The 21,289-nt window shown below is 36.5% G+C and carries 22 protein-coding genes; 13 read left to right on the top strand and 9 right to left on the bottom strand.

What is annotated here, in order from left to right; all coding sequences use genetic code 11:
- Window positions 1-17 precede the first annotated feature (17 nt).
- Window positions 18-503: a hypothetical protein gene (locus tag J2786_RS03585; RefSeq protein ID WP_047431309.1), complete on the bottom strand. Its 486-nt coding sequence runs from the start codon at window positions 501-503 to the stop codon at window positions 18-20.
- Window positions 504-732: 229 nt separating this feature from the next.
- Here J2786_RS03585 and J2786_RS03590 point away from each other — a divergent pair, with 229 nt between their 5' ends.
- Entirely contained in the window at window positions 733-2,562 is a 1,830-nt protein-coding gene (locus tag J2786_RS03590; RefSeq protein ID WP_047431305.1) for a cytochrome-c peroxidase, read from the top strand.
- A gap of 161 nt (window positions 2,563-2,723) precedes the next feature.
- On the opposite strand, the gene J2786_RS03595 is transcribed toward J2786_RS03590, so the two are convergent.
- Complete coding sequence (locus J2786_RS03595) at window positions 2,724-3,119, bottom strand: helix-turn-helix domain-containing protein (RefSeq protein WP_226798616.1); 396 nt, start codon at window positions 3,117-3,119, stop codon at window positions 2,724-2,726.
- Between the two features lie 467 nt (window positions 3,120-3,586).
- On the opposite strand from J2786_RS03595, the gene J2786_RS03600 reads away from it, so the two are divergent.
- Together J2786_RS03600 and J2786_RS03605 are read left to right on the top strand one after the other, a co-directional pair.
- Entirely contained in the window at window positions 3,587-5,740 is a 2,154-nt protein-coding gene (locus J2786_RS03600) for an alkaline phosphatase PhoX (RefSeq protein WP_047431300.1), read from the top strand.
- Window positions 5,741-5,798: 58 nt separating this feature from the next.
- On the top strand, window positions 5,799-6,698 hold the full coding sequence (locus J2786_RS03605; RefSeq protein ID WP_047433303.1) for a leucine-rich repeat domain-containing protein: 900 nt from the start codon (window positions 5,799-5,801) through the stop codon (window positions 6,696-6,698).
- Window positions 6,699-6,700: 2 nt separating this feature from the next.
- Here the strand turns inward: J2786_RS03605 and J2786_RS03610 are convergent, their stop codons facing one another.
- Window positions 6,701-7,024: a translation initiation factor gene (locus J2786_RS03610; protein ID WP_034696743.1), complete on the bottom strand. Its 324-nt coding sequence runs from the start codon at window positions 7,022-7,024 to the stop codon at window positions 6,701-6,703.
- A gap of 162 nt (window positions 7,025-7,186) precedes the next feature.
- Here J2786_RS03610 and J2786_RS03615 point away from each other — a divergent pair, with 162 nt between their 5' ends.
- The 6 genes from J2786_RS03615 to J2786_RS03640 all read left to right on the top strand — a co-directional run bounded on the left by J2786_RS03615 (window position 7,187) and on the right by J2786_RS03640 (window position 13,212).
- On the top strand, window positions 7,187-8,116 hold the full coding sequence (locus J2786_RS03615) for a DUF2268 domain-containing putative Zn-dependent protease (RefSeq protein ID WP_047431297.1): 930 nt from the start codon (window positions 7,187-7,189) through the stop codon (window positions 8,114-8,116).
- Window positions 8,117-8,289: 173 nt separating this feature from the next.
- Window positions 8,290-9,831, top strand: coding sequence for a 2,3-bisphosphoglycerate-independent phosphoglycerate mutase (gpmI, locus tag J2786_RS03620; protein ID WP_047431295.1), 1,542 nt, complete (start codon window positions 8,290-8,292; stop codon window positions 9,829-9,831).
- Between the two features lie 150 nt (window positions 9,832-9,981).
- A complete protein-coding gene (locus J2786_RS03625; RefSeq protein WP_047431293.1) occupies window positions 9,982-10,959 on the top strand; it encodes an acyl-ACP desaturase in 978 nt (325 codons plus the stop codon).
- Between the two features lie 87 nt (window positions 10,960-11,046).
- Window positions 11,047-11,478: a BT0820 family HAD-type phosphatase gene (locus tag J2786_RS03630; RefSeq protein WP_034696738.1), complete on the top strand. Its 432-nt coding sequence runs from the start codon at window positions 11,047-11,049 to the stop codon at window positions 11,476-11,478.
- A gap of 157 nt (window positions 11,479-11,635) precedes the next feature.
- Entirely contained in the window at window positions 11,636-12,445 is an 810-nt protein-coding gene (gene map / locus J2786_RS03635; protein ID WP_047431289.1) for a type I methionyl aminopeptidase, read from the top strand.
- Window positions 12,445-13,212, top strand: coding sequence for a class I SAM-dependent methyltransferase (locus J2786_RS03640; protein ID WP_047431287.1), 768 nt, complete (start codon window positions 12,445-12,447; stop codon window positions 13,210-13,212). The genes map and J2786_RS03640 overlap by 1 nt, the downstream gene beginning before the upstream one ends.
- Before the next feature lie 48 nt (window positions 13,213-13,260).
- On the opposite strand, the gene J2786_RS03645 is transcribed toward J2786_RS03640, so the two are convergent.
- From J2786_RS03645 to J2786_RS03660, 4 genes are all read right to left on the bottom strand, one after another.
- The gene (locus tag J2786_RS03645) at window positions 13,261-13,971 is read right to left on the bottom strand and encodes a T9SS type A sorting domain-containing protein (RefSeq protein ID WP_047431284.1); all 711 of its coding nucleotides are present in this window, start codon (window positions 13,969-13,971) and stop codon (window positions 13,261-13,263) included.
- A 147-nt stretch (window positions 13,972-14,118) separates the two neighbouring features.
- Window positions 14,119-14,451, bottom strand: a complete 333-nt coding sequence (locus J2786_RS03650; RefSeq protein ID WP_047431281.1) for a DMT family transporter — start codon at window positions 14,449-14,451, stop codon at window positions 14,119-14,121.
- 60 nt (window positions 14,452-14,511) lie between these two features.
- Entirely contained in the window at window positions 14,512-14,658 is a 147-nt protein-coding gene (locus J2786_RS03655; RefSeq protein WP_156121428.1) for a hypothetical protein, read from the bottom strand.
- A gap of 49 nt (window positions 14,659-14,707) precedes the next feature.
- A complete protein-coding gene (locus tag J2786_RS03660; RefSeq protein ID WP_047431278.1) occupies window positions 14,708-15,271 on the bottom strand; it encodes a Crp/Fnr family transcriptional regulator in 564 nt (187 codons plus the stop codon).
- A gap of 318 nt (window positions 15,272-15,589) precedes the next feature.
- On the opposite strand from J2786_RS03660, the gene era reads away from it, so the two are divergent.
- Both era and J2786_RS03670 read left to right on the top strand, forming a co-directional pair.
- A complete protein-coding gene (gene era, locus J2786_RS03665) occupies window positions 15,590-16,465 on the top strand; it encodes a GTPase Era (RefSeq protein WP_047384549.1) in 876 nt (291 codons plus the stop codon).
- Between the two features lie 68 nt (window positions 16,466-16,533).
- Window positions 16,534-16,962, top strand: coding sequence for a DoxX family protein (locus J2786_RS03670; protein WP_047431274.1), 429 nt, complete (start codon window positions 16,534-16,536; stop codon window positions 16,960-16,962).
- A gap of 58 nt (window positions 16,963-17,020) precedes the next feature.
- Here J2786_RS03670 and J2786_RS23080 read toward each other — a convergent pair whose 3' ends face one another.
- Window positions 17,021-17,170: a bacteriocin-like protein gene (locus tag J2786_RS23080; protein WP_310019254.1), complete on the bottom strand. Its 150-nt coding sequence runs from the start codon at window positions 17,168-17,170 to the stop codon at window positions 17,021-17,023.
- Between the two features lie 118 nt (window positions 17,171-17,288).
- On the opposite strand from J2786_RS23080, the gene J2786_RS03675 reads away from it, so the two are divergent.
- Complete coding sequence (locus J2786_RS03675; RefSeq protein ID WP_082001964.1) at window positions 17,289-19,691, top strand: alpha/beta hydrolase family protein; 2,403 nt, start codon at window positions 17,289-17,291, stop codon at window positions 19,689-19,691.
- A 158-nt stretch (window positions 19,692-19,849) separates the two neighbouring features.
- Here J2786_RS03675 and J2786_RS03680 read toward each other — a convergent pair whose 3' ends face one another.
- Window positions 19,850-20,539 carry an HAD family hydrolase gene (locus tag J2786_RS03680; protein WP_047431272.1) on the bottom strand — a complete coding sequence of 230 codons (690 nt, stop codon included), beginning with the start codon at window positions 20,537-20,539 and terminating at the stop codon, window positions 19,850-19,852.
- A gap of 77 nt (window positions 20,540-20,616) precedes the next feature.
- Between J2786_RS03680 and J2786_RS03685 the strand changes: the two genes are divergently transcribed.
- Window positions 20,617-21,180 (top strand): Crp/Fnr family transcriptional regulator, encoded by a 564-nt coding sequence (locus J2786_RS03685; protein ID WP_047431269.1) that lies wholly within the window; start codon window positions 20,617-20,619, stop codon window positions 21,178-21,180.
- Window positions 21,181-21,289 lie beyond the last annotated feature (109 nt).

The following is a 21,289-nucleotide window of genomic DNA, read 5'->3' on the forward strand; positions in this document are numbered from 1 at the left end:
TATTTTTTTGATTTTTTTTAGTTAATCATAATGGCTTCTTTATAAGGAGAGGCCATTACCTCGTAGATGTCATTGTATTCTTCTACAATCCTTTTCTGACCATTCATTACCTCATATACAGTAATGACGGTCTTTTCTATGTTTTTAGGATCTTTCCTCTGTGAAGTGATTTCGTAGAAGTGATCATCTTTTTTAAGAATAGAAATCAGTTCTTCCTTTGTTGAATTGTTGGAAGTCATCATTCCGGGGAATTCTGTAACAATATCTTTCAGGTCAGAATAGTTTTTATAAGGTTTGGTTACCCCATTGGAATGTACATAGACATTGGGAATGTTTTTATCTTTTTCCAGGCGGACCAAATAATAATCAGATCCTCTTTTCTCGGCATATACAGCCATTTCCTGTGGCTTTGTTTCCTGTTTTTCCGGTTGCTTCTTCTTTTGGGAAAATGCAGTCACAGAAAGGAAACTTGCCGCAACAGCAAACCATAGTTTTGTTTTCATACTCCTATTTAGTTTTTTTGATGTGTTGAATTTAATTTAAAAAAATCCTCTCCCAATAATCTCCCGCCATTATTTTACCGGTATTTCGAAAAACCGTTTCTTTAGAATAATGAATTTGATTTCGGGGTTTAAAATTAGTGAAAAATATTGTATCAGAAATATAAACATTATTTAATCTGTTATTAAAACTGACATAACATCAGATCGATACTTTTGCCACTAAAAATTCATGAGATCTTATCCACTGCTTGTAATCGTCCTTCTGATAGGATTTGCAGTAATGTCTTTTAATCCTGTTTATAAAGGAAGAGAAAGCGAAAATACATTTGTCAATAAAGGGTTGTCCGACTTTAAAACCAAGCTTGAGCAGCTGAAATCAGATGTTGAAAAGTTCTCAGAAGATCGTATCTCACTCCAGGAATTACAGAAATCACTCAGCAGCACAAGAAATTCATTCAAAGAAATTGAATTCTACATTGCTTACCATTATCCGGAATTTACCAAAACCCACCTTAACGCAGCGCCTTTGTTTCACATTGAAGCTGCGGGAACATCAGCCTATACACTTCCTCCTGAAGGATTGCAGGTGCTGGATGAACTGATATTTTCAGATGAAGCAGGAAATGAAAAAGAAAAGATCAAAACCATTACTACCTTTTTATACAACAGCTATTCCGGATTTTATCTGAGTGCTTTAAAAAATGGATTGAGCAAAGGAAACAACAAAACATTGCCTTTACGCATAGAGCTGATCAGGATTTATTCCCTTGGCGTTTCTGGCTTTGATACCCCAGGATCTCTTAATATTTCTGAGGAGACACGCCATGCTCTTTCCGGAATGCAGAAGTATATTAATGATGATCCTTATTTTAAAAATTATAACAGTCAGAAAGCCAATCAAATTTTAACCGAAGCAATTAATTATCTTTCAAAAAACACCGATTTCGAAACCTTTGACAGGATTGAGTTTTATAAAAAATATGTGCAGCCTTTGTATGAAGAATTGGGAAAATGGGACGGAAGGCCTGATGATCTTAAAGAATTTTCCGGCTGGAATGTTGGAAGTAAGAATTTTTTCAGCAGTGATTTTTTAGATCCGTATTTTTATACCTTATTGAAGTCCTCGGAAGATAAACCGGAACTTCGCAGCCTTGGAAAATCCATTTTCTATGACCAAAACTTAAGTGGCAATGGTAAAATGAGCTGTGCAACCTGCCACCTTCAGGAAAATGCTTTTACAGACCTTAAAACAAAATCACAAAGCAATGTAGAAGGGAAAACTGTATTGAGAAACTCTCCATCTTTATATAATGCGGTTTTTGCCAAGAGGTTTTTCTATGATCTTCGGGCTTTTTATCTGGAACAGCAGGCAGAGCACGTTATTTATAATGAACAGGAATTCAATACAAGCTATGAAAGTATTATTCAGAAACTAAAAACAAAACCAGAATATAAGAAAGCGTTCCGAAATGCATTTAAAGATGGGAAGATCAGCAAAGAAAATTTTTCAAAAGCACTAAGCTCTTATGTTGCTTCATTGTATTCATTTGACAGCGATTTTGATCGTTTTATGAGGAACGAAAAGAATATTTCTGATGATGTGAAAAAAGGATTCAACATGTTTATGGGGAAAGCCAATTGTGCAACCTGTCATTTTGCGCCCACCTTTTCTGGATTAGTCCCACCATTTTTTAATGAAAATGAATCTGAAGTGCTGGGAATACCCACCAGACCGATCAAACAGCTTCCTGTAGAGCTTGATCAGGATCTGGGAAGAGGAAACAGCCCGGTGAAAAAGGAAAAATCATGGATTTATGATTATTCATTCAAAACGGTAACGGTAAGAAATAGTGCACTTACGAAACCTTATTTCCATAACGGAGCTTTCAATACCTTGGAAGAAGTACTGGATTTTTATAACGAAGGCGGAGGAGAAGGATTAGGATTGAAAATGAAAAACCAAACCCTCGCCCCAGATAAATTAAACCTCACCGAAACAGAAATAAAACAGATCATTGCCTTTCTGAATGCTCTTACGGATGTGAGTAAAGCGAAATAGGCGGGTTACGGGGTTCGGGATTACGGGTTTGTGAGGACCGAGATTCGGTAGGAATGATATGGTTTTAATAAAAATAGGCTAAATTTTGAACTTGTGTAATGTGACTTACGCTTGTTTCAGAATCTAGCCTAAAGTTTTACAGATCGGATCAACCTGTCTGTTTATTTATTTTGGATCAGCTTTTCCAGCTTATCAATCATTTCCTGCTGTTGTTTTAGCATACGCTCATAAAGTTCAATCATCTTGTCAAGGGGATTGAAAGTGGGTTGGTTATTAAAAAAGGCTGGTTGTTGACAATTATCAAAAGTGGCTGTATTAGAAATAATGTTTATCGCTTGTTCTTCATCAAAATTCTCAATTGCTTCTGCCGGAACCTTCAGAATCTGAGCTACCCGTGCCAAAACATCAGACTCTACAATTTCTTTTTGTTCCAAAAGAGAGACTTTCTTCTGATTCCAGTCGTCACCTAATTCAAAAGCTAAAGCTTCCTGCTTGATACCCAGTATTTCACGGAAACGTTTGATATTTCTGCCCTGATGTATTTTTTTATTTTGCATGGCTGTGTCAATCATAATAACAAATATAAAGTTTTAGGAGATAAGAATAAAGCTCGTTTTGAAAATAAATTATCTTCTAAAATACTCAGGTTTTCGAATAAAAATTTCTCTTTTATCTTATTGATCAAAGTATTTTTAGAATTAATCAACCAATACGATAAACATCAATACATCAAAAAACAAATCCCACAACTATCAATTATCGACTTGAACCCCACACCGCGAAATCCCGCATCCCGCATCCCAAATCTCGAATCTAGCCCCTCGCCACTTGTACTCAGAAACTTCAACCCTAAAACTCTCCCATACTCAAACCCTACCTTCCCTGCGTCATTTAACACAAAATTAATCCCCTTAACATTAGGTTTTTGATAAGTTAATATTCAGTGATTTAGATTTAAAATCCTATTAACAGAGAGAAAGCGCTAAAAAAATAATTTTGCAAGGTCTAATAAATCAAATATAAAATGAAGAAAAAACTACTTACAGTGGGAGCCTTGGCTATACTTGCCAGTTCTGGTCTTCAGGCGCAGACCTTGATATTCAATAAGAATGCGTCGTGGAGCTACAAAGATAACAACCAGGCACAACCGGCCGGTTGGAATGCCCAAACCTATGATATTTCAACATGGGCAGTAGGAAACGGTCCTTTAGGATACGGAGATCCGGTAACGACTACCATCAACTCAGGGCTTACTACAGCTTATTTTGCTAAAGATTTTACAGTAGATCTTTCTACGCTTTCCGATACTATGGAGCTGGGAATAATGAGAGATGACGGTATTATCGTCTACCTAAACGGAGAGGAAGTCGTAAGAGACAATATGCCTGCAGGTGCTGTTACATTCAATACCTTTTCATCTACAACTATTGATGGAGCGGCAGAAAGTGTTTACAACCTGTTCACTATTCCGAAATCAAAATTTGTAAACGGTGTTAACAGACTTTCAATAGAATTGCATAACAGAAGCACAACCAGTTCAGATTTAAGAATTGATGCTTACCTGAAAACTACATCTAATACAACCATTCCTGTTGCTTGTAACGGAACGCATATCAGCTGCTTTACTTCTATTGTTCCTACAGCACAGACTGATAAGTTAATTATTCCCGCTGAACACAAATACCAGCTTATTTTAAAAGAAGGAGACAGCTATACTGAAGGCGGAGGATTAGTGGGAGGTCAGAATGACTTTACCGCTTATGTTCCAAAAACAGGAAGCAGTACCAACGGATATCTTTCTGTAAACCATGAAACGAATCCCGGAGGAGTTACCATGGCAGAAATTAACTATAACGCAACTTCAAAACTTTGGCAGTTGACAAAATCAAGAGCGGTAAGTTTCTCAGATCCAAGTTTGGTACAAACCATCAGAAACTGTTCCGGAGGAATTACACCATGGGGAACCGTGGTAACAGCAGAAGAGTCTGTGACTTCCAATGACGTTAACAATGATGGATACAAAGATTACGGTTGGTTAGTAGAAATTGATCCTGCAACAGCACAGGTTATTTCTAAAAATACTGACGGTTCCAAAGGAAAACTTTGGCAGATGGGAATCATGAACCATGAAAACGTAGTGATCAATAATGCAGGAACTATAGCGTATTATGGAGAAGATGGTGGAACTCACATGGTATACAAATACGTAATGGATACTCCAAATGATCTTTCGTCAGGAAATCTTTATGTGTTGAAACTCGATCAGGGACTAACGGCAGCAGGAGATCCGGCAGGAACTACAGGAACATGGATTCAGGTTCCTAACAAAACTAAAGTTGACCAGAATAATACCAACACCAACGCCCTGTCATTAGGCGGAACAAAATTCAATGGAGTAGAAGATGTTGATATCAGTCCGCTGGATGGAAAAATCTATTTTACAGCAAAAGGATTAGATAGAGTATACCGTTTACAGGATAACGGAACTACAACTTCTCAGGTAGAAACATTTGTAGGTGGAGGTTCTTCTGTATATTCTTTCAATACGGCTCAGGGAATGAAGTCTGAAGCCTGGGGAGATGGAAACGACAACCTTACTTTCGATGAACTTGGAAACCTTTGGGTACTTCAGGATGGAGGTAAAAACTATATCTGGGTCATTGCTCCGGATCACACACAGGCCAACCCGAAAGTAAGATTATTTGCTTCTATGCCGGCTGGTTCAGAGCCTACAGGTCTTACGTTCACGCCAGATCATAAATTCGGTTTCTTCTCTATTCAGCACCCGGATTCAACAATCTCTACAGACGTAGATGCAACAGGAAATACGATTGATTATAAAGGAAAATCAGCAACGATCGTTATTGCCCTTAAAAATAACCTTGGAACTGAAGGAACTTTAGGAACTATTGATACCAAAACTGCAGAAAATACAATAACGGTAGCACCAAATCCAACTTCAGGAATCGTTAAAATTAATTCTGCAAAAGGATTGAAAGATATTTCTGTAACAGCTTACAGCATGGACGGGAAAATCGTTTACACGAAGAAGTTCAATGGAACCAATAAAGTATTGGATCTTAATTTCACACAACAGTTGGAAGGATCACGGGTTTTAGTTTTAAATATTGAAGCTGAAGGAGGATTCCAGAAAACAGTTAAACTTATAAAGAAATAAATTATTTATAATTCTTGTCTGTCAGTGACTTCTGTTGCTGGCAGACCTTTTTATGTATATGAAAAAGCTTTTCTTACTTATTTCCATACTATCGCTTTCACAAATCAAAGCACAGATTGATCCGGTGAAGTATCCGACGTTTACCAATATTGAAGAGGCACTAAGCAGTAAAAAAGCAGTGTACAGTATGAGCTTCAGGCAAAAGGGACTGTTTAATCTTCCTCCTCAGATCGTGAAACTGGATTCATTATTCTTTCTGAATATCATGGCGAATAAGCTTGAGAAAATGGATCATGAACTCTTTGCCTTAAAAGAACTGGAAATATTAAATGTGAATGAAAATAGTATTAAATATATTCCCGATGAAGTAAGTAATCTGAAGAAACTGACCACTTTTTCAATGAATCTGAATAGCCTGACAAGCATTAATCCTAACCTTGCAAAGCTTCAGAACCTCAAAGTTGTCCATTTTGATGCCAACAATCTGAATACTTTTCCCGAGGCCCTTATGGAAATTCCGGCTCTGGAAGAAATAAATCTTCAGGGAAACCAGATCAGCTTTATAGCAGACAGGTTGCACCGCATCAAAAACCTCAAATTTCTCAATCTTTCAGACAACCAGATCAATGACCTTGGAAATTTGTCTTTTCCTGAAAATTTAAAATACCTTGAACTGCAGCAGAATGCCATCATCAGGCTTCCTGAAAATCTTTTTAAAGCAAGAAATCTTGAATTTCTGAATGTAAGCGGAAATAATATTACAGAACTGTCACCCAAAGTAAAAGGGCTGAAAAATATCGTCAGCATGAATCTGGCCAATAATAATCTGAAAGATATCCCTGTAGAAATCAAGCAGCTTAAAAATCTGAAAACATTGATTCTTACAGGAAATCCTATAGAAAAATCTGCCATTGAAAACTTAAAAACCTTACTGCCGGAAACTCAGATCTATTTCTAGAACTATCCGCCTACACGTTTGGTTTTATATCCCATTTCTTTAAGGATATTCATTATTTTATCACGGTTGTCCCCCTGGATGATAATCGTTCCATCCTTCTCAGAGCCGCCTATACCTAAGGTGGTTTTTATTTTCTTTGAGATTTTTTTCAGGTCTTCCTCACTGCCTTCCCAGCCTTCAACAATCGTTACAGGCTTGCCGTTTCTTCCTTTTTTCTCAAATTTGCACACCAAAGGCTCTTTCTGCTTGAATTGTTCTTCAGGCATCTCGAAATCCTGCTCTTCATGATCAGGAAAAAGATTCTTCAATTGATCTCGTAAATCCATAACGCAAAATTAAAAAGATTTACGGATTAATGAAGGGAAATAATCAACGAAATTTCAATTTTTCTAACCTTGTCAAGGTTCAAAACTTTAACAGTGTTTATTTCGATTCTGTATAAGTTTTTATATTTTTAACCGTTTGATAAGATATCTTAAAAAACTAATATGAAAACCAGATATATTTTTACATGTCTTCTTTTAGCTTCCGGAATTGCAAAAGCACAGACAAATTTCTCCACCGATCCACTGAGTGCAGTTTTTGAAACTAAAGATACAGACCGGTTCTGGAAAGCATTTGATAAAATGGGTGCCTCAAAAGAAAACCCTTTTACAGATTATATCAACAACGGATCTCAAGGCGTAAAAGGTTTTATGGAATACAGGATCATTAATGCTGATTCATTGTATACCATGGTCAAAAAGAGAAAAGAGGACTATCTGAAAAGCCGTCATGTTCTGGCAGGGATCAATCAAAAAGGAAGAAGGATCAGAGCTGTTTACAGTGCATTAAAATACTGGTATCCGCAAGCAAAATTTCCACCTATATATTTTGTATATGGAAGATTTAATACTGGAGGAACATTTTCTAAAGACGGAATTATGATCGGCACTGAAACTCTTCAGAATCTGGATGGCATTGCAGGACTTGTTTCACATGAGACGATTCACTTTCAACAGGATATCAAAGGAACTGATAACCTTTTAAAATACACATTAAGTGAAGGGAGTGCTGATTTTCTCAGTGAGCTGGTATCAGGAGAAACCAATAACAGTCCGTTTTATAAATATGGAGAAGCCAATGCTGATAAATTGTACAAAGAATTTGTAACTGTCCTTAAGAAGAATGATCCTACAGATTGGCTTTATGGAACCAGTAAAAAAGATGATCGTCCTAATGATCTTGGGTATTGGATGGGATATAAAATTTCTGAGGCTTATTTCTTGAAACAATCAGACAAGCATAAGGCTATCTATAATATTTTAAATATCCAGAATCCTCTTCTGTTTCTGAAAGACAGTGGTTTTCTGGATCGGTATATCAGAGAATATGTGAAGCAAAATAATAGCAGTTTTGAAGATTTTTTTAAAGAATAATACTGGCAATTTAATAGATCATCATTACCCGAACCGTGTCAAGGTTTTAAACCTTGACACGGTTAAAATTTCAAAAGTAATTGACTAATCATCAGCAGTCCATAAAATTCAAGACCTCAAATTCTTCTATTCATAGGAAATTAGGTAAATTTGTCTAACAAAAGTTTTACAAAATGTCGAAAAAAGCAATACTGGCCATTCTTGACGGATGGGGATTGGGAACAAACCCTAACGTTTCTGCTATAGATAAAGCAAATACACCATTCATAGACAGCTGTTACCAAAAATTTCCCCATACTACGCTTGAAGCAAGTGGGTTGGCTGTAGGTTTACCAGCAGGCCAGATGGGAAATTCTGAAGTAGGACACATGAACCTGGGAGCCGGGAGAGTAGTATACCAAAACCTGGTAAAGCTGAACATGGCTGTTGAAAATGGAACATTGGGTCAGGAGAAAGTGATTCAGGATGCCTTTGAATACGCAAAAAAAGAAAATAAAAAAGTACACTTTATCGGACTGGTTTCCAATGGAGGGGTGCACTCACATATCAATCACCTGAAAGGATTATTAACTGCCGCAAAACAATTCGGATTGAATGAGAATGTATTTGTGCACGCATTTACTGATGGTAGAGACTGTGATCCGCACTCAGGATTAGGCTTTATCGATGAACTTCAGAAGCATATGGAAGCAACTACCGGAAAGCTGGCAACAGTGGTGGGAAGATATTATGCCATGGACAGAGATAAAAGATGGGAACGTGTAAAATTAGCGTACGGTGCCCTTGTAGAAGGAATAGGAGAACAGACAACGGATGCTCTGGCAACCATTAAGATGTATTATGATAATAATGTTACCGATGAATTCCTGAAACCAATCATTTTGATGAAAACAACCGCTACAGGAAATGTAGTGCCGGTAGCAAGAATCATTGAAGATGATGTGGTAATCTGTTTTAATTTCCGTACAGACAGAGGAAGAGAAATCACCGAAGTTCTTTCCCAAAAGGATTTCCCGGAATTTGGAATGAAAAAACTGAACCTGTATTATATTACATTAACGAATTATGATAAAACATTCCAGAATGTACAGGTAGTTTTTGATGAAAATGTTCTGACAGAAACTATGGGTGAAATTCTTGAAAAAAACGGAAAATCCCAGATAAGAATTGCAGAAACAGAGAAATATCCACACGTTACTTTCTTCTTTTCAGGAGGAAGAGAAGAAGAGTTTAGAGGAGAAAGAAGACTGCTTTGTCCAAGCCCGAAAGATGTTCCTACTTACGATCTGAAGCCGGAAATGTCAGCATATGATATCACCAATGCAATCGTACCGGAGCTGGAGCAGGGAACGGCTGACTTTGTTTGTCTGAATTTCGCCAATACAGATATGGTGGGCCACACAGGCGTTTTTGAAGCTGCTGTAAAAGCCGCTGAGGTTGTAGACCAGTGTATTGAAAAAGTAGCAACAGCTGCTTATGAAAACGGATATGCTGTTTTCATCCTTGCCGATCACGGAAACTCAGATGTAATGATCAATCCGGACGGAACTCCAAATACTCAGCACTCTACAAACCTGGTTCCTTTTATCGTAATGGATAAAGACCGTACATGGAATCTGAAGCCAGGAAAACTGGGTGATGTAGCGCCTACTATCCTTGATGTAATGGGTGTTGAAATACCAGAAGCAATGACCGGAGAAGTTTTAGTTAGTTAAAATTCAACAATATTGTTAAAAAAATGCCGTTATGCTTTAGCAGCGGCATTTTTTTTATGATTTATGTCAGATAAAGTATGACTTGCATACTTTATTATGCGCTAAATAATAAATAAATTATATCTTTGTAAATTAAAACTGAATAGTAAAATGTATCAAAAGCTTGTTAGGAAAGAAGTAATGGGATTATTGGAAAAGGAAGTAGGTTCTTTTCTTGATAAATTTTTAACGCCAATTGAAAAAATATGGCAGCCTTCCGATTATTTACCAGATCCTTCAAGCGAAGAATTTAAACACGACCTGGAAGAAATCCAGACTTTTGCCCGTGAAATGCCTTACGATCTTTTTGTAACATTGATTGGGGACTGTATCACAGAAGAAGCTCTTCCTTCCTATGAGTCTTGGTTAATGGGAGTTGATGGCATCAATCAGGAAGAAAAATTAGGCTGGGCCAATTGGGTAAGAGCATGGACTGCTGAAGAAAACAGACACGGAGATTTGTTAAACAAATATCTTTATCTGTGCGGAAGAGTAAACATGAGAGAAGTGGAAATTACCACTCAATACCTGATTAATGATGGCTTCGATTTAGGAACCAGCATGGATCCATACAGAAACTTTATTTACACAAGCTTCCAGGAAACCGCTACCAATATCTCTCACAGAAGAGTTGGTACATTGGCTAAACAATCAGGAAACGGAAAACTGGCAAAAATGTGTGGTGTAATTGCTGCAGATGAAGCAAGACACGCTAAAGCATACAAACATTTCGTAGCAAAAATCCTTGAGGTAGATCCTTCAGAAATGATTCTTGCATTCGAAGATATGATGCGTAAGAAAATTGTAATGCCTGCTCACTTAATGAGACAGTCCGGACAGAAAGCCGGTGAACTTTGGGGACATTTCTCAGATGCTGCGCAAAGATGCATGGTCTACACAGGTCAGGATTATATCAATATCATGAAAGACCTTTTAGATGAATGGAAAATTGAGCACGTAAAAGGACTTACAGAGAAAGCAGAAAAAGCACAGGAATACCTGATGAAGCTTCCTGCAAGACTACAGAAGATTACAGACAGAGTGTCTACTCCTGATCTTCAGTTCCAGTTTAGCTGGGTAAAAAGCTAATAAGATCTTAAAATATAAAAGTATTGAGTGCCTTTCTTTTGGGCACTCTTTTTATTTCTTATCTTTGCAAAGCTAAAAAAAAACAAAATGTTAAATAATAAAAAGATTGCTGTTGACTTTGACGGGACTATTGTTGATGATGCTTACCCGGCCATTGGAAAACCGAAAACTTTTGCATTCGAAACTTTAAAAAGACTTCAATCTGAAGGTTTCAGATTGATACTTTGGACATACAGACACGGAAAAACATTAGATGAAGCTGTAGAATTCTGTAAAAAAAACGGAATAGAATTTTATTCCGTGAACTCAAGCTTTGAAGGAGAAGTTTTTGACCCCGAAAATCAGTCCAGAAAATTAGATGCAGACTGGTTTATTGACGACAGGAATTTAGGAGGATTTCCAGGATGGGGTGAGATCTACAATATTATTCAGGAAAGAATAGAATTCCGTGTAGAAGGAAAAGAAGTTCTTGCCTATTCAAAACTTAAAAAAGAAAAGAAAAAAGGACTTTTCTGGTAGGATAGAACGGGAAGCCGGATATTAGAAATTAGTTTTTAATGTCAAATCAAAGCTTCTGTTTTTTGATCAGAGAAAGTTTATAGATTGTTATAATATAGAAATACACATCACGCTGTAATCTAGCTTCTAACATCTGATATCTAATATCTATACAACAATGATTCAATTAAAAACGATAGACGAATTACGTCTGATGAAGGAGAGCGCCCGACTGGTTTCTAAAACATTGGGAATGTTGGCAAAAGAAATTAAACCGGGAATTACTACCTTATATTTAGATAAACTGGCTCATGATTTTATTAAAGATCATGGTGCCGAACCCGCATTCTTAGGATACGGAGGATTTCCAAATTCCCTTTGTATCTCTCCGAATGAGCAGGTAGTTCATGGTTTCCCAAACAATGATATAGTGAAAGAAGGAGATGTTCTTTCTGTAGACTGTGGAGTTATTCTGAACGGTTTTGTAGGAGATCATGCCTATACTTTTGAAATCGGGGAAGTGAAGCCTGAGGTTAAAAAATTACTGCAGGTTACCAAAGAATCTTTATACAAAGGAATTGAGCAGGTTGTCAGAGGAAAAAGGATAGGAGATATCTCCCATGCTATCCAGGCACATTGTGAAAAAGAAGGGTATGGAGTGGTAAGAGAACTTGTAGGCCATGGATTAGGTAGAAAAATGCACGAAGATCCACAGGTTCCGAATTATGGAAGACAGGGGAGCGGAAAAGTTATTAAAGACGGTTTGGCAATTGCTATCGAGCCGATGGTTAATATGGGAACTGAAAAAGTGAAGTTTCATAACGATGGCTGGACAGTAACTACTTTAGACAATATGCCTTCTGCTCACTTCGAACATGATGTAGCAGTAATCAATGGTAAGCCGGTATTGCTTTCAACATTTGATTATGTATACGAAGCTTTAGGGATCGTAAGTGATGAAGAAAAGCAGTTCCAACTGGATTTTTAATGAAAAAGGTAACCAAGCTTTTACTGAATAAAATTCCACGCCCTATGCTTATTAAAATGAGCATCTGGGCAAGACCGCTTATTTATCAGTTTTTCAAAGGAGATCAGTTCTTTGACCCTATTGATGGAAGATCTTACAGAAAATTTCTTCCGTACGGATACGGAAAACAAAGAGAAAATGCACTTTCTCCGGGAACGTTAAGTTTGGAAAGACACCGTCAGATGTGGCTGTATCTTCAGAACGAAACTGATTTTTTCATTAAGAATTATAAAGTTCTGCATATTGCTCCCGAACAGGAATTTTTAAGGAAATTCAAGAGAATGAGCAACCTGAACTATATCTCGGCAGACCTGTATTCTCCTATTGTAGATGTAAAGGCTGATATTCTGGATTTACCGTTCGAAAATGACAGTTTTGATATCATTTTCTGTAACCACGTTCTGGAACATATTGAAGATGATGCAAAAGCTATGAGCGAGCTGTACAGAGTAATGAAGCCCGGCGGATGGGGGATTCTTCAGGTTCCGATGAAAAATTCATTGGAGAAAACCTACGAAGATTTCACGATTAAAGATCCCAAAGAACGTCAGAAACATTTCGGACAATATGATCACGTTCGTTGGTATGGAATGGATTATTTCGACCGTCTAAAAAAAGCAGGTTTCGAAGTAGAGTCCAATTTCTATTCACAGACATTCTCTGAAGAAGAAATAAAAAAATTCGGGTTAAGACACAATGAAATCTTGCCTGTAGTTTATAAAAAATAAAATAAAAAACCGTTTTCAATTATTGAAGACGGTTTTTTTATTTCCCTATTACTCTTTTGTAAAAGGATATGCTTTATAATTTTCCAAAACTAAAATATATTGCCCTTTTTGCAAACGACTTGTATCAATTGATATTTTAATGTCATTTGTTGTGGTTTCAAATACCAGTTTCCCTGATAGATCATAGATCTTAAGCGGAAGTTTTCTCTCAATATTTTCAAGATGCAAAACCTCTTTTACAGGATTTGGATACGCTTTAAAAGTTTTTGTCGCTGTTTCAGTTTCTTTAGTACTTAGCTGTGCACTGTTGTTATAATATATCTTATTTCCTGAAGGATCCGTGATCATAAGCGTTTTAACATTACCGTTGGTTGTGATCTGATAACTGTATATAGATCCGTAAGCACCTAAAACATACGCATCACAGTTTTTCTGATCGTAGGCACGAACAGGTCCTGCATTTCCTCCATTATAAAATAAAAGAGTACAAGAGCTTGCTGTTTTGATGAGATTATTACCTCCCGGTACAACCCCGAAACTCATCATAGAAGTGTTATAATATCTGGAGTTAATGACATAGCTTGTTCCTCCCGCAGAATTAAAGGTCGTAGCAGGAACTCCATTATCTATTAAAGGCGTGTTGGTTGTCTGGCCGCTGCTGGTCACCATCTTGGAAATATACCAATTATTGGAAAGCAGTTCAGAAGTTTGCTGGGCAGTCAGTAAACTACCTGCTAAAAGGAATAGTAATTTCTTCATAAGTTAAAAGTTTCCGGTAAAGATATAAAAAGAATTCATTCCTACCGGTCAGTTGATCAGGATAATAAAGCGCAAAATTGAGAACAAAAAACCGCCTTCATTACGAAGACGGTTTCATTTTTAAATATAGATAGAAGTTTATGTCTCTTAGTGTGATGAAGACACGGCTTTCAGGCCTACTACAGAACCAATAAGTGTTACAATAAAGAAAACTCTCCAAAAGCTTACAGGATCTTTAAAGAAGATAATTCCCATTAAAGCAGTTCCTACCGCTCCAATTCCCGTCCAAACGGCATAAGCAGTACCAATAGGTAAGGTTTGGGTCGCTTTAATTAATAAAACCATACTGATAGTCATGGTTATCAGGAAACCGGCATACCACAGGTACATCTCAGTCCCTGACGTTTCTTTTGCCTTTCCCAGACATGATGCGAAGGCAACTTCAAATAATCCCGCAATAACTAATAGTAACCAATTCATTTTTTTAAATTTTTCTACTGCAAAGTTCAGAATTTGACAGGAGAAAAAATTTTACAATTGTTAAAAAATGAAATTGAGAATAGTTTTAAAGGAAGGAAGCTGGGAGCTGGAAGATGGAGGATTTGAATAGAAGGCTGCCTTCATATCAATAGGAGTGGACTTTAGTCCGCTTTCAATATAAACAATCATTCCTTTGGCTTTAGCCAAAACATAAGATTTTTTAATCTTTCAATTCCTCAATTTTTAAACTGAAAATTTACTTTATCTCAGCTCTTATTCTACTTAAACTTACCTGCGTAATCCCAAGATACGACGCAATATACCCCAGCTGAACCCTTTTTAGCAGCTCAGGTTGATAAGCCATAATATCTTTATAACGTTCAAGAGAAGTTTTGAACTGTCTGGAAATAATCAGTTCTTCAGATTTTATCATTTCTGCTTCTGCCAGCTTTCGTCCCCAGTTGGCAATATGGATATCTTCATTGAACAGTTTTTTTAGATTTTCTGTTTCCATTCTGTACAGATCACAGTCTTCCAGTAATTCAATGCTTTCATAGCCGGGTTTGTCTTCCACATAACTTTTCATCGAGAGAATACATTGTCCCTCACTTCCGAACCAGAAAGTAATATCATTATCAGCCGTTGAAGAATAGGCTCTTGCAATTCCTTTTCGGATAAAATACAGATAAGGAATCACTTTGTCGGCTTCCATCAGACAGAAGCCTTTAGGATAGGAAATCTCCGTAATATGTTCTTTTAAACTGTTTTTTGATGCCTCAGGAAGAAGGTAAACCTTATCAAGAATCTGGTCTATATTCATAAAGATGAATTCTAATATTCAAAAATATTAGTTTTAAGTAATGCAATACAAAATTATCCTGTAATTTTTATCAGAAATCTTGGGATAAATCGGATCAAATTATTCCGAATCCAATTTTTTTAGTATCAATATTACAAAGGAAAGAGTAAAATTCCCCACCACAGGAGGGTAGCGAAAATTCAAAGAATTTTTGATGGAGATAGTTTACTTTTACAATCCTATATTTCACAATATAACTCTCTTTTTTCTTTAAAAATTAAGATTAACTGTAAAGACCAGTTTTGTTTTACTAACTTTGCAGTTCGTAATATTATTTTTATGCACAAAGCTGGATTTGTAAATATAGTTGGAAAGCCCAATGCGGGAAAATCGACCTTACTCAACCAATTGATGGGAGAGAAGTTGGCGATTGTAACGCAGAAAGCTCAGACAACCCGCCACAGAATTTTTGGTATTTATAATGAAGATGATCTTCAGATTGTATTTTCTGATACTCCGGGAGTATTGGATCCAAAATACGGACTACAGGAAAAAATGATGGATTTTGTAAAGGATTCTTTACAGGATGCTGACGTTTTCCTGTTTATTGTAGATGTTACCGATAAAGCAGAACCATCAGAATTTTTAATAGATAAACTGAATAAAATCCCTGTACCCGTACTTCTTCTTCTCAATAAAGTAGATCAGACGGATCAGGCAGGCCTTGAAAAATTGGTGGAAGATTGGCACAACAGAATTCCAAAGGCGGAAATTTTGCCTATTTCTGCATTGAACGCCTTTAATACAGAGGTTATTTTACCTAAAATAAAATCTTTACTGCCTGAGAATCCGCCGTACTATGATAAAGACCAGTACACGGATAAACCTGAAAGATTCTTTGTTAATGAAGCAATTCGTGAGAAAATTCTTTTGAACTATGATAAAGAAATTCCATATTCTGTAGAAGTAGTGACAGAACAGTTCAAAGAGAAAGAAGGAATTATCTTTATAGACTCTATTATTTATGTAGAAAGAGATACTCAAAAAGGAATTATTATCGGGCACAAAGGAGAAGCGATTAAAAAAGTTGGAACTGAAGCCAGATTAGACCTTGAGAAGTTCTTCACCAAAAAAATTCACTTAAACCTTTTTGTAAAAGTGAAAAAAGACTGGAGAAAGAACGACAGAGATCTTAAGAATTTCGGTTACAGATAGACTAAAATAGCCTGTAATCCCGTTGTATTAACAGATTTTTTATTACCTTAGTATAAATTTATTAGTACATGAACTATAATAATTCAAATTTCGGCTCCATACTTAAAGATATTATTTTACTGGCCGTAAGAGTGTTTGTTGGTTTTGCTATGCTTTCTCATGGTTTTCCAAAGCTTCAGATGCTATTGGCAGGTGGTAAAATTGAGTTTTTTGATTTTATGGGATTGGGTCCGCAAGTATCATTGATCCTTACGGTTTTTGCTGAATTTGTATGTTCAATACTTCTTATATTAGGGCTTTTTACAAGAGTTGCTCTTGGATTTTTAATCTTTACCATGATTATTGCAGGTTTTGTAGTGCATGGAGCAGATCCATTCGAAAAAAGAGAAATGGCACTTGTCTATCTTTCCGTTTATCTTTTACTTATGGTGATAGGCGCAGGAAAAGTGTCAGTAGATCATATGATTGAAAGAAGAAAAAGAGCTTCAGACTGGTAATCTTATAAGAATATAAAATAGAAAAGGCACTTCAGGAAATGAAGTGCCTTTTTCGTTGTTAATAATTGCAGTTAGGCAAGCATTCCCAGATCAGGGCTCCGTTTTCGTCCCTTACTCTGCAAGCCATAAAGCCTGAATCACATAATGGAGCGCTTCCTCCGTTAATCATTTTTAAATGTCCTTTTGATAATTTTTTTAAATTTTTCATATTATTTTAATTTGTAAGACTAATGTAATAAAAAAACAAATATGACACTAAAAGGAGTCTTATTTTAAGTGTTAAAATTCTTTTAAAATTCACTACATTCGTAGAAAATGAATTTATAATGAAGATAAAACTGACTATTTGCCTATTGGCATTTCTCAATTTTTATGATGCACAGGAAAATATTAACTATCAGAAACCTTCTGCGGAGATTTTAAAACTTGCAGATTATGAAAGACCTCCAAGTGTTCTGATGAACAGCAAAAAAGACTGGGTAGTGTTTACGTATCGCCCTACATATAAAACATTGGAAGACCTCAGTCAGAATGAAATGAAGCTTGGTGGACTTAGAATCAATCCGGTCACTAATATTTCAAGCAGCATGATCTACTCCAATAATCTGAAGATCAGAAAGCTCCATGATAAAAATGAAATTCAGGTAAAAAATTTACCTTCCCATTCAAAAATTGCCTACATTTCGTTTTCACCGGATGAAAAGAAACTGGCCTTTACCAATACAACCGCTAAAGGGGTAGAACTCTGGGTAGTGGATATGGAAACAGCTTCAGCCCAAAAAATTACAGCTGATAATCTCAATGCCAATTTAGGAATGCCGTATCTATGGAATAACGATTCTCAAAGCTTCCTGATCAGAACTCTTCCACAAAACAGAGCAGCTCTTATAAATGCAGACGAAGACCTTCCGACAGGCCCGATTGTTTCAACAGCAGATGGTAAGGTTTCCCAGAACAGAACTTATCAGGACCTTTTGAAGAATCCTCAGGATGAAAAAAACTTTGAGACCCTTACTGCTTCTGAAATTTATAATGTAAATCTTACAGGAAATCTTAAGAAACTGAAAGACCAGGATATGTATGCCGGCTTAAGTTTATCTCCGGACGGAAAGTACCTGTTGGCCACAATTATTAAAAAGCCATTCTCCTATATTGTACCACTCAGCAGATTTCCATCTACAACGATGGTGTATGATATGAATGGAAATACTGTGAAAACGGTAAATGATGTTCCTTTGAATGAAATCATGCCAAAAGGTTTCTCCTCTGTAAGAACCGGAAAAAGAGAAATGGCATGGAGAAGCGATGCTCCGGCTACCCTTACTTATGCGGAAGCTTTGGATGGAGGAGATCAGTCTAAAACAGCAGAGTACAGAGACGAGATATTTATCTGGGAAGCTCCGTTTACAGCGGCTCCGAAATCTTTCTTCAAAACAAAGCAGAGATATAAGGACGTGGTGTGGACTAATGATCATTATGCTATTGTTTCTGAAGGCTGGTATGATACAAGAAATACAAAATCTTACCTGTTGGATCTTAACAACGGAGAATCTAAAGTTTTCGATGACAGAAATTACCAGGATGTTTACAGTGATCCCGGACATTTTAATACAACGAAAAATCAATACGGAAAATCTGTAGTCGATATGAAGGGTGGAAAAGCCTACCTTATTGGTGATGGATTTACCAAAGATGGACAGCATCCATTTATCGACGAAATGGATATTAAATCTTTGAAAAAGAAAAGACTTTATACCTCTGATCTGAAAAATGCTAAAGAAGGGATTGTAGATATTTTAAACCCTTCAAGAGGAGAAATCCTGACAACGCAGCAGTCGCCAAGCCAGTATCCGAATTATTTTAAAAAGAATATTAAATCCAATAAAGCAGAAGCAGTAACCAACTTTGCAAACCCTTTTGAAAGTATCAAAGACGTTTATAAAGAAGTGATTACTTATAAGAGAAATGATGGTGTTACCCTAACGGGAACCCTTTATTTACCTGCAAATTATGATAGAAAGGCAAAGAAAGAAAAATTACCTTTATTAATCTGGGCTTATCCAAGAGAGTATAAAGATAAGGATACTGCAGGACAGAGTACTCAAAATGATAATGATTTTACGTTCCCTACGTATGGATCTTTTGTGTACTGGACGGCAAAAGGATATGCTGTTTTAGATAATGCAGCTTTCCCAATTGTTGGGGAAGGAAAAACAGAACCTAATGATACCTTTATCCCTCAGTTGGTAGCCAATGCAGCTGCTGCCATTGATGCGGTAGATCATTTAGGATATATTGACAGGAAGAAAGTGGCTGTAGGAGGGCATTCTTACGGTGCATTTATGACGGCAAACCTTCTGACGCATTCTAACCTTTTTGCCTGTGGAATTGCAAGAAGTGGAGCTTATAACAGAACATTGACACCATTCGGATTCCAGAGTGAGCAGAGAAACTATTGGGATGTTCCGGAAATCTACAACACAATGTCTCCGTTCATGCATGCAGACAAAATGAAAACACCACTTCTTCTGATTCATGGGGATGCAGATAACAACCCGGGAACATTTACATTGCAGACTGAAAGATACTTCCAGGCACTGAAAAACCTGGGTGCTCCGGTGAAAATGGTTCTTCTTCCAAAAGAAGCCCACAGTTACCAGGCGAAAGAAAATATCTTACACGTTTTATGGGAACAGGATCAGTTCCTTGAAAAGTGCCTGAAGAAATAAATAAAGAAAGAGACTGTTTATAGGAAACAGTCTCTTTTTTTTGATTTAAAAATATAATAAGGAAGTAAAGATGTTTATTAAAAGCTTAAGATACAAATACTTAAAGCGAAGCTCTTCTTCATAATCTTATCAGCTTAATAAACCTTTGGTTTACATTATTAAAGATGCTTTAAGATTTCATCAACACTTTTAAGTTCCATAAAATTCTGATGCTCCAGGTTTACATCATGCTGCTCATGACTCCAGGTTACGTGATAAGGAATATGAGCTGCAAATCCCCCAATTTCCAATACAGGTAATACATCAGATTTGATAGAATTTCCAAGCATCAGAAAATTTTCAGGTTGGCAGTCCAGATGTTTCAAAAGCTTTTTGTACTCATGTTCTTTTTTATCACTCATAATCTCAATGTGATGAAAATAATCCTGTAATCCCGAATTTTTCAGTTTACGTTCCTGATCGAGAAGATCCCCTTTTGTGGCAACAACCAGCCTGTATTTTCCCTTTAAACTCTCAAGAGTTTCCATGACTCCAGCCAGCAGTTCAATAGGTTTCTGAAGAAGCTCCTGACCCAGTTGAATGGTTTTGTTGACTAATTCCAATGAAGCGGTATTATTAGATACTCTACTGATGGTTTCAATCATACACAGCATAAATCCTTTTACTCCATAGCCGTACAGATGGAGATTCTGCATTTCTGTTGTAAACAATTCCTGTGACACCGAATGTTGTGGAAGATAATCTTCAAGGAGCACACAGAATTCTTTTTCTGCTTCCTGAAAATAAGGTTCGTTGATCCAAAGCGTGTCATCTGCATCAAAGGCAATCGTAGTAATATGATTATTCATTTTTGTTTTGTAATTTTCTGTCCACAAAATTCAATATAAAAACTCAATAAGAAAAGGACATTTGTCCCGGGTGAAATATGTTAAGAACAAATCATACATTTTTAAACTATCTCGATGAGCTGTATGAAAAGCAGAATGATGGTGATGATATCACACTAAAAGCTTTTTCTGCAGGGGATAAATTATTAATACAGGATCATCAGCTTTCTCATGTTATGCTGATTAAAGAAGGTATTGTCAAATGTTATTTTGTTGAAGAGAACGGAAAAGAATACATTGTAGAATTTCTGGGAAGTGGGGAAGTAATAGGAGAGGTGGAGCTTATCAAAAATATAAATTGTTTATGCAGTATTGAAGCGCTCACGGAAGTTATAGTATACGCTGTAAAGATTCCTTCTTTTAAATCTTTGATTAAAAATGATCTTGTACTGAACAATCTTCTTTTAGAATCTTTTGCAGAACGGATTATTAATACATCCAGCAGGGCATCCTATCAACAACTCTATACAGTAGAACATACTTTAAAACAATTGCTGCAAATGCAGTCTAAACAGAATATTCAGATTTCCAAAGAGGATATGGCAGCGTATCTAGGAATTGCGGTGAGAAGTCTAAATAGAATTTTAAAAGATTTGAAATAATTTTGTTAAATATGCCAATGAAATCACGGGTAGTTTTCTCGCAGATTGAGGAGATTGCGCAGATTTTTCCATAACAATCTGTAAAGTTTGTATAATCTGCGAGCAAGAA

The organism is Chryseobacterium vietnamense, assembly GCF_031454475.1.
In the GTDB taxonomy this organism is placed as follows: domain Bacteria; phylum Bacteroidota; class Bacteroidia; order Flavobacteriales; family Weeksellaceae; genus Chryseobacterium; species Chryseobacterium vietnamense.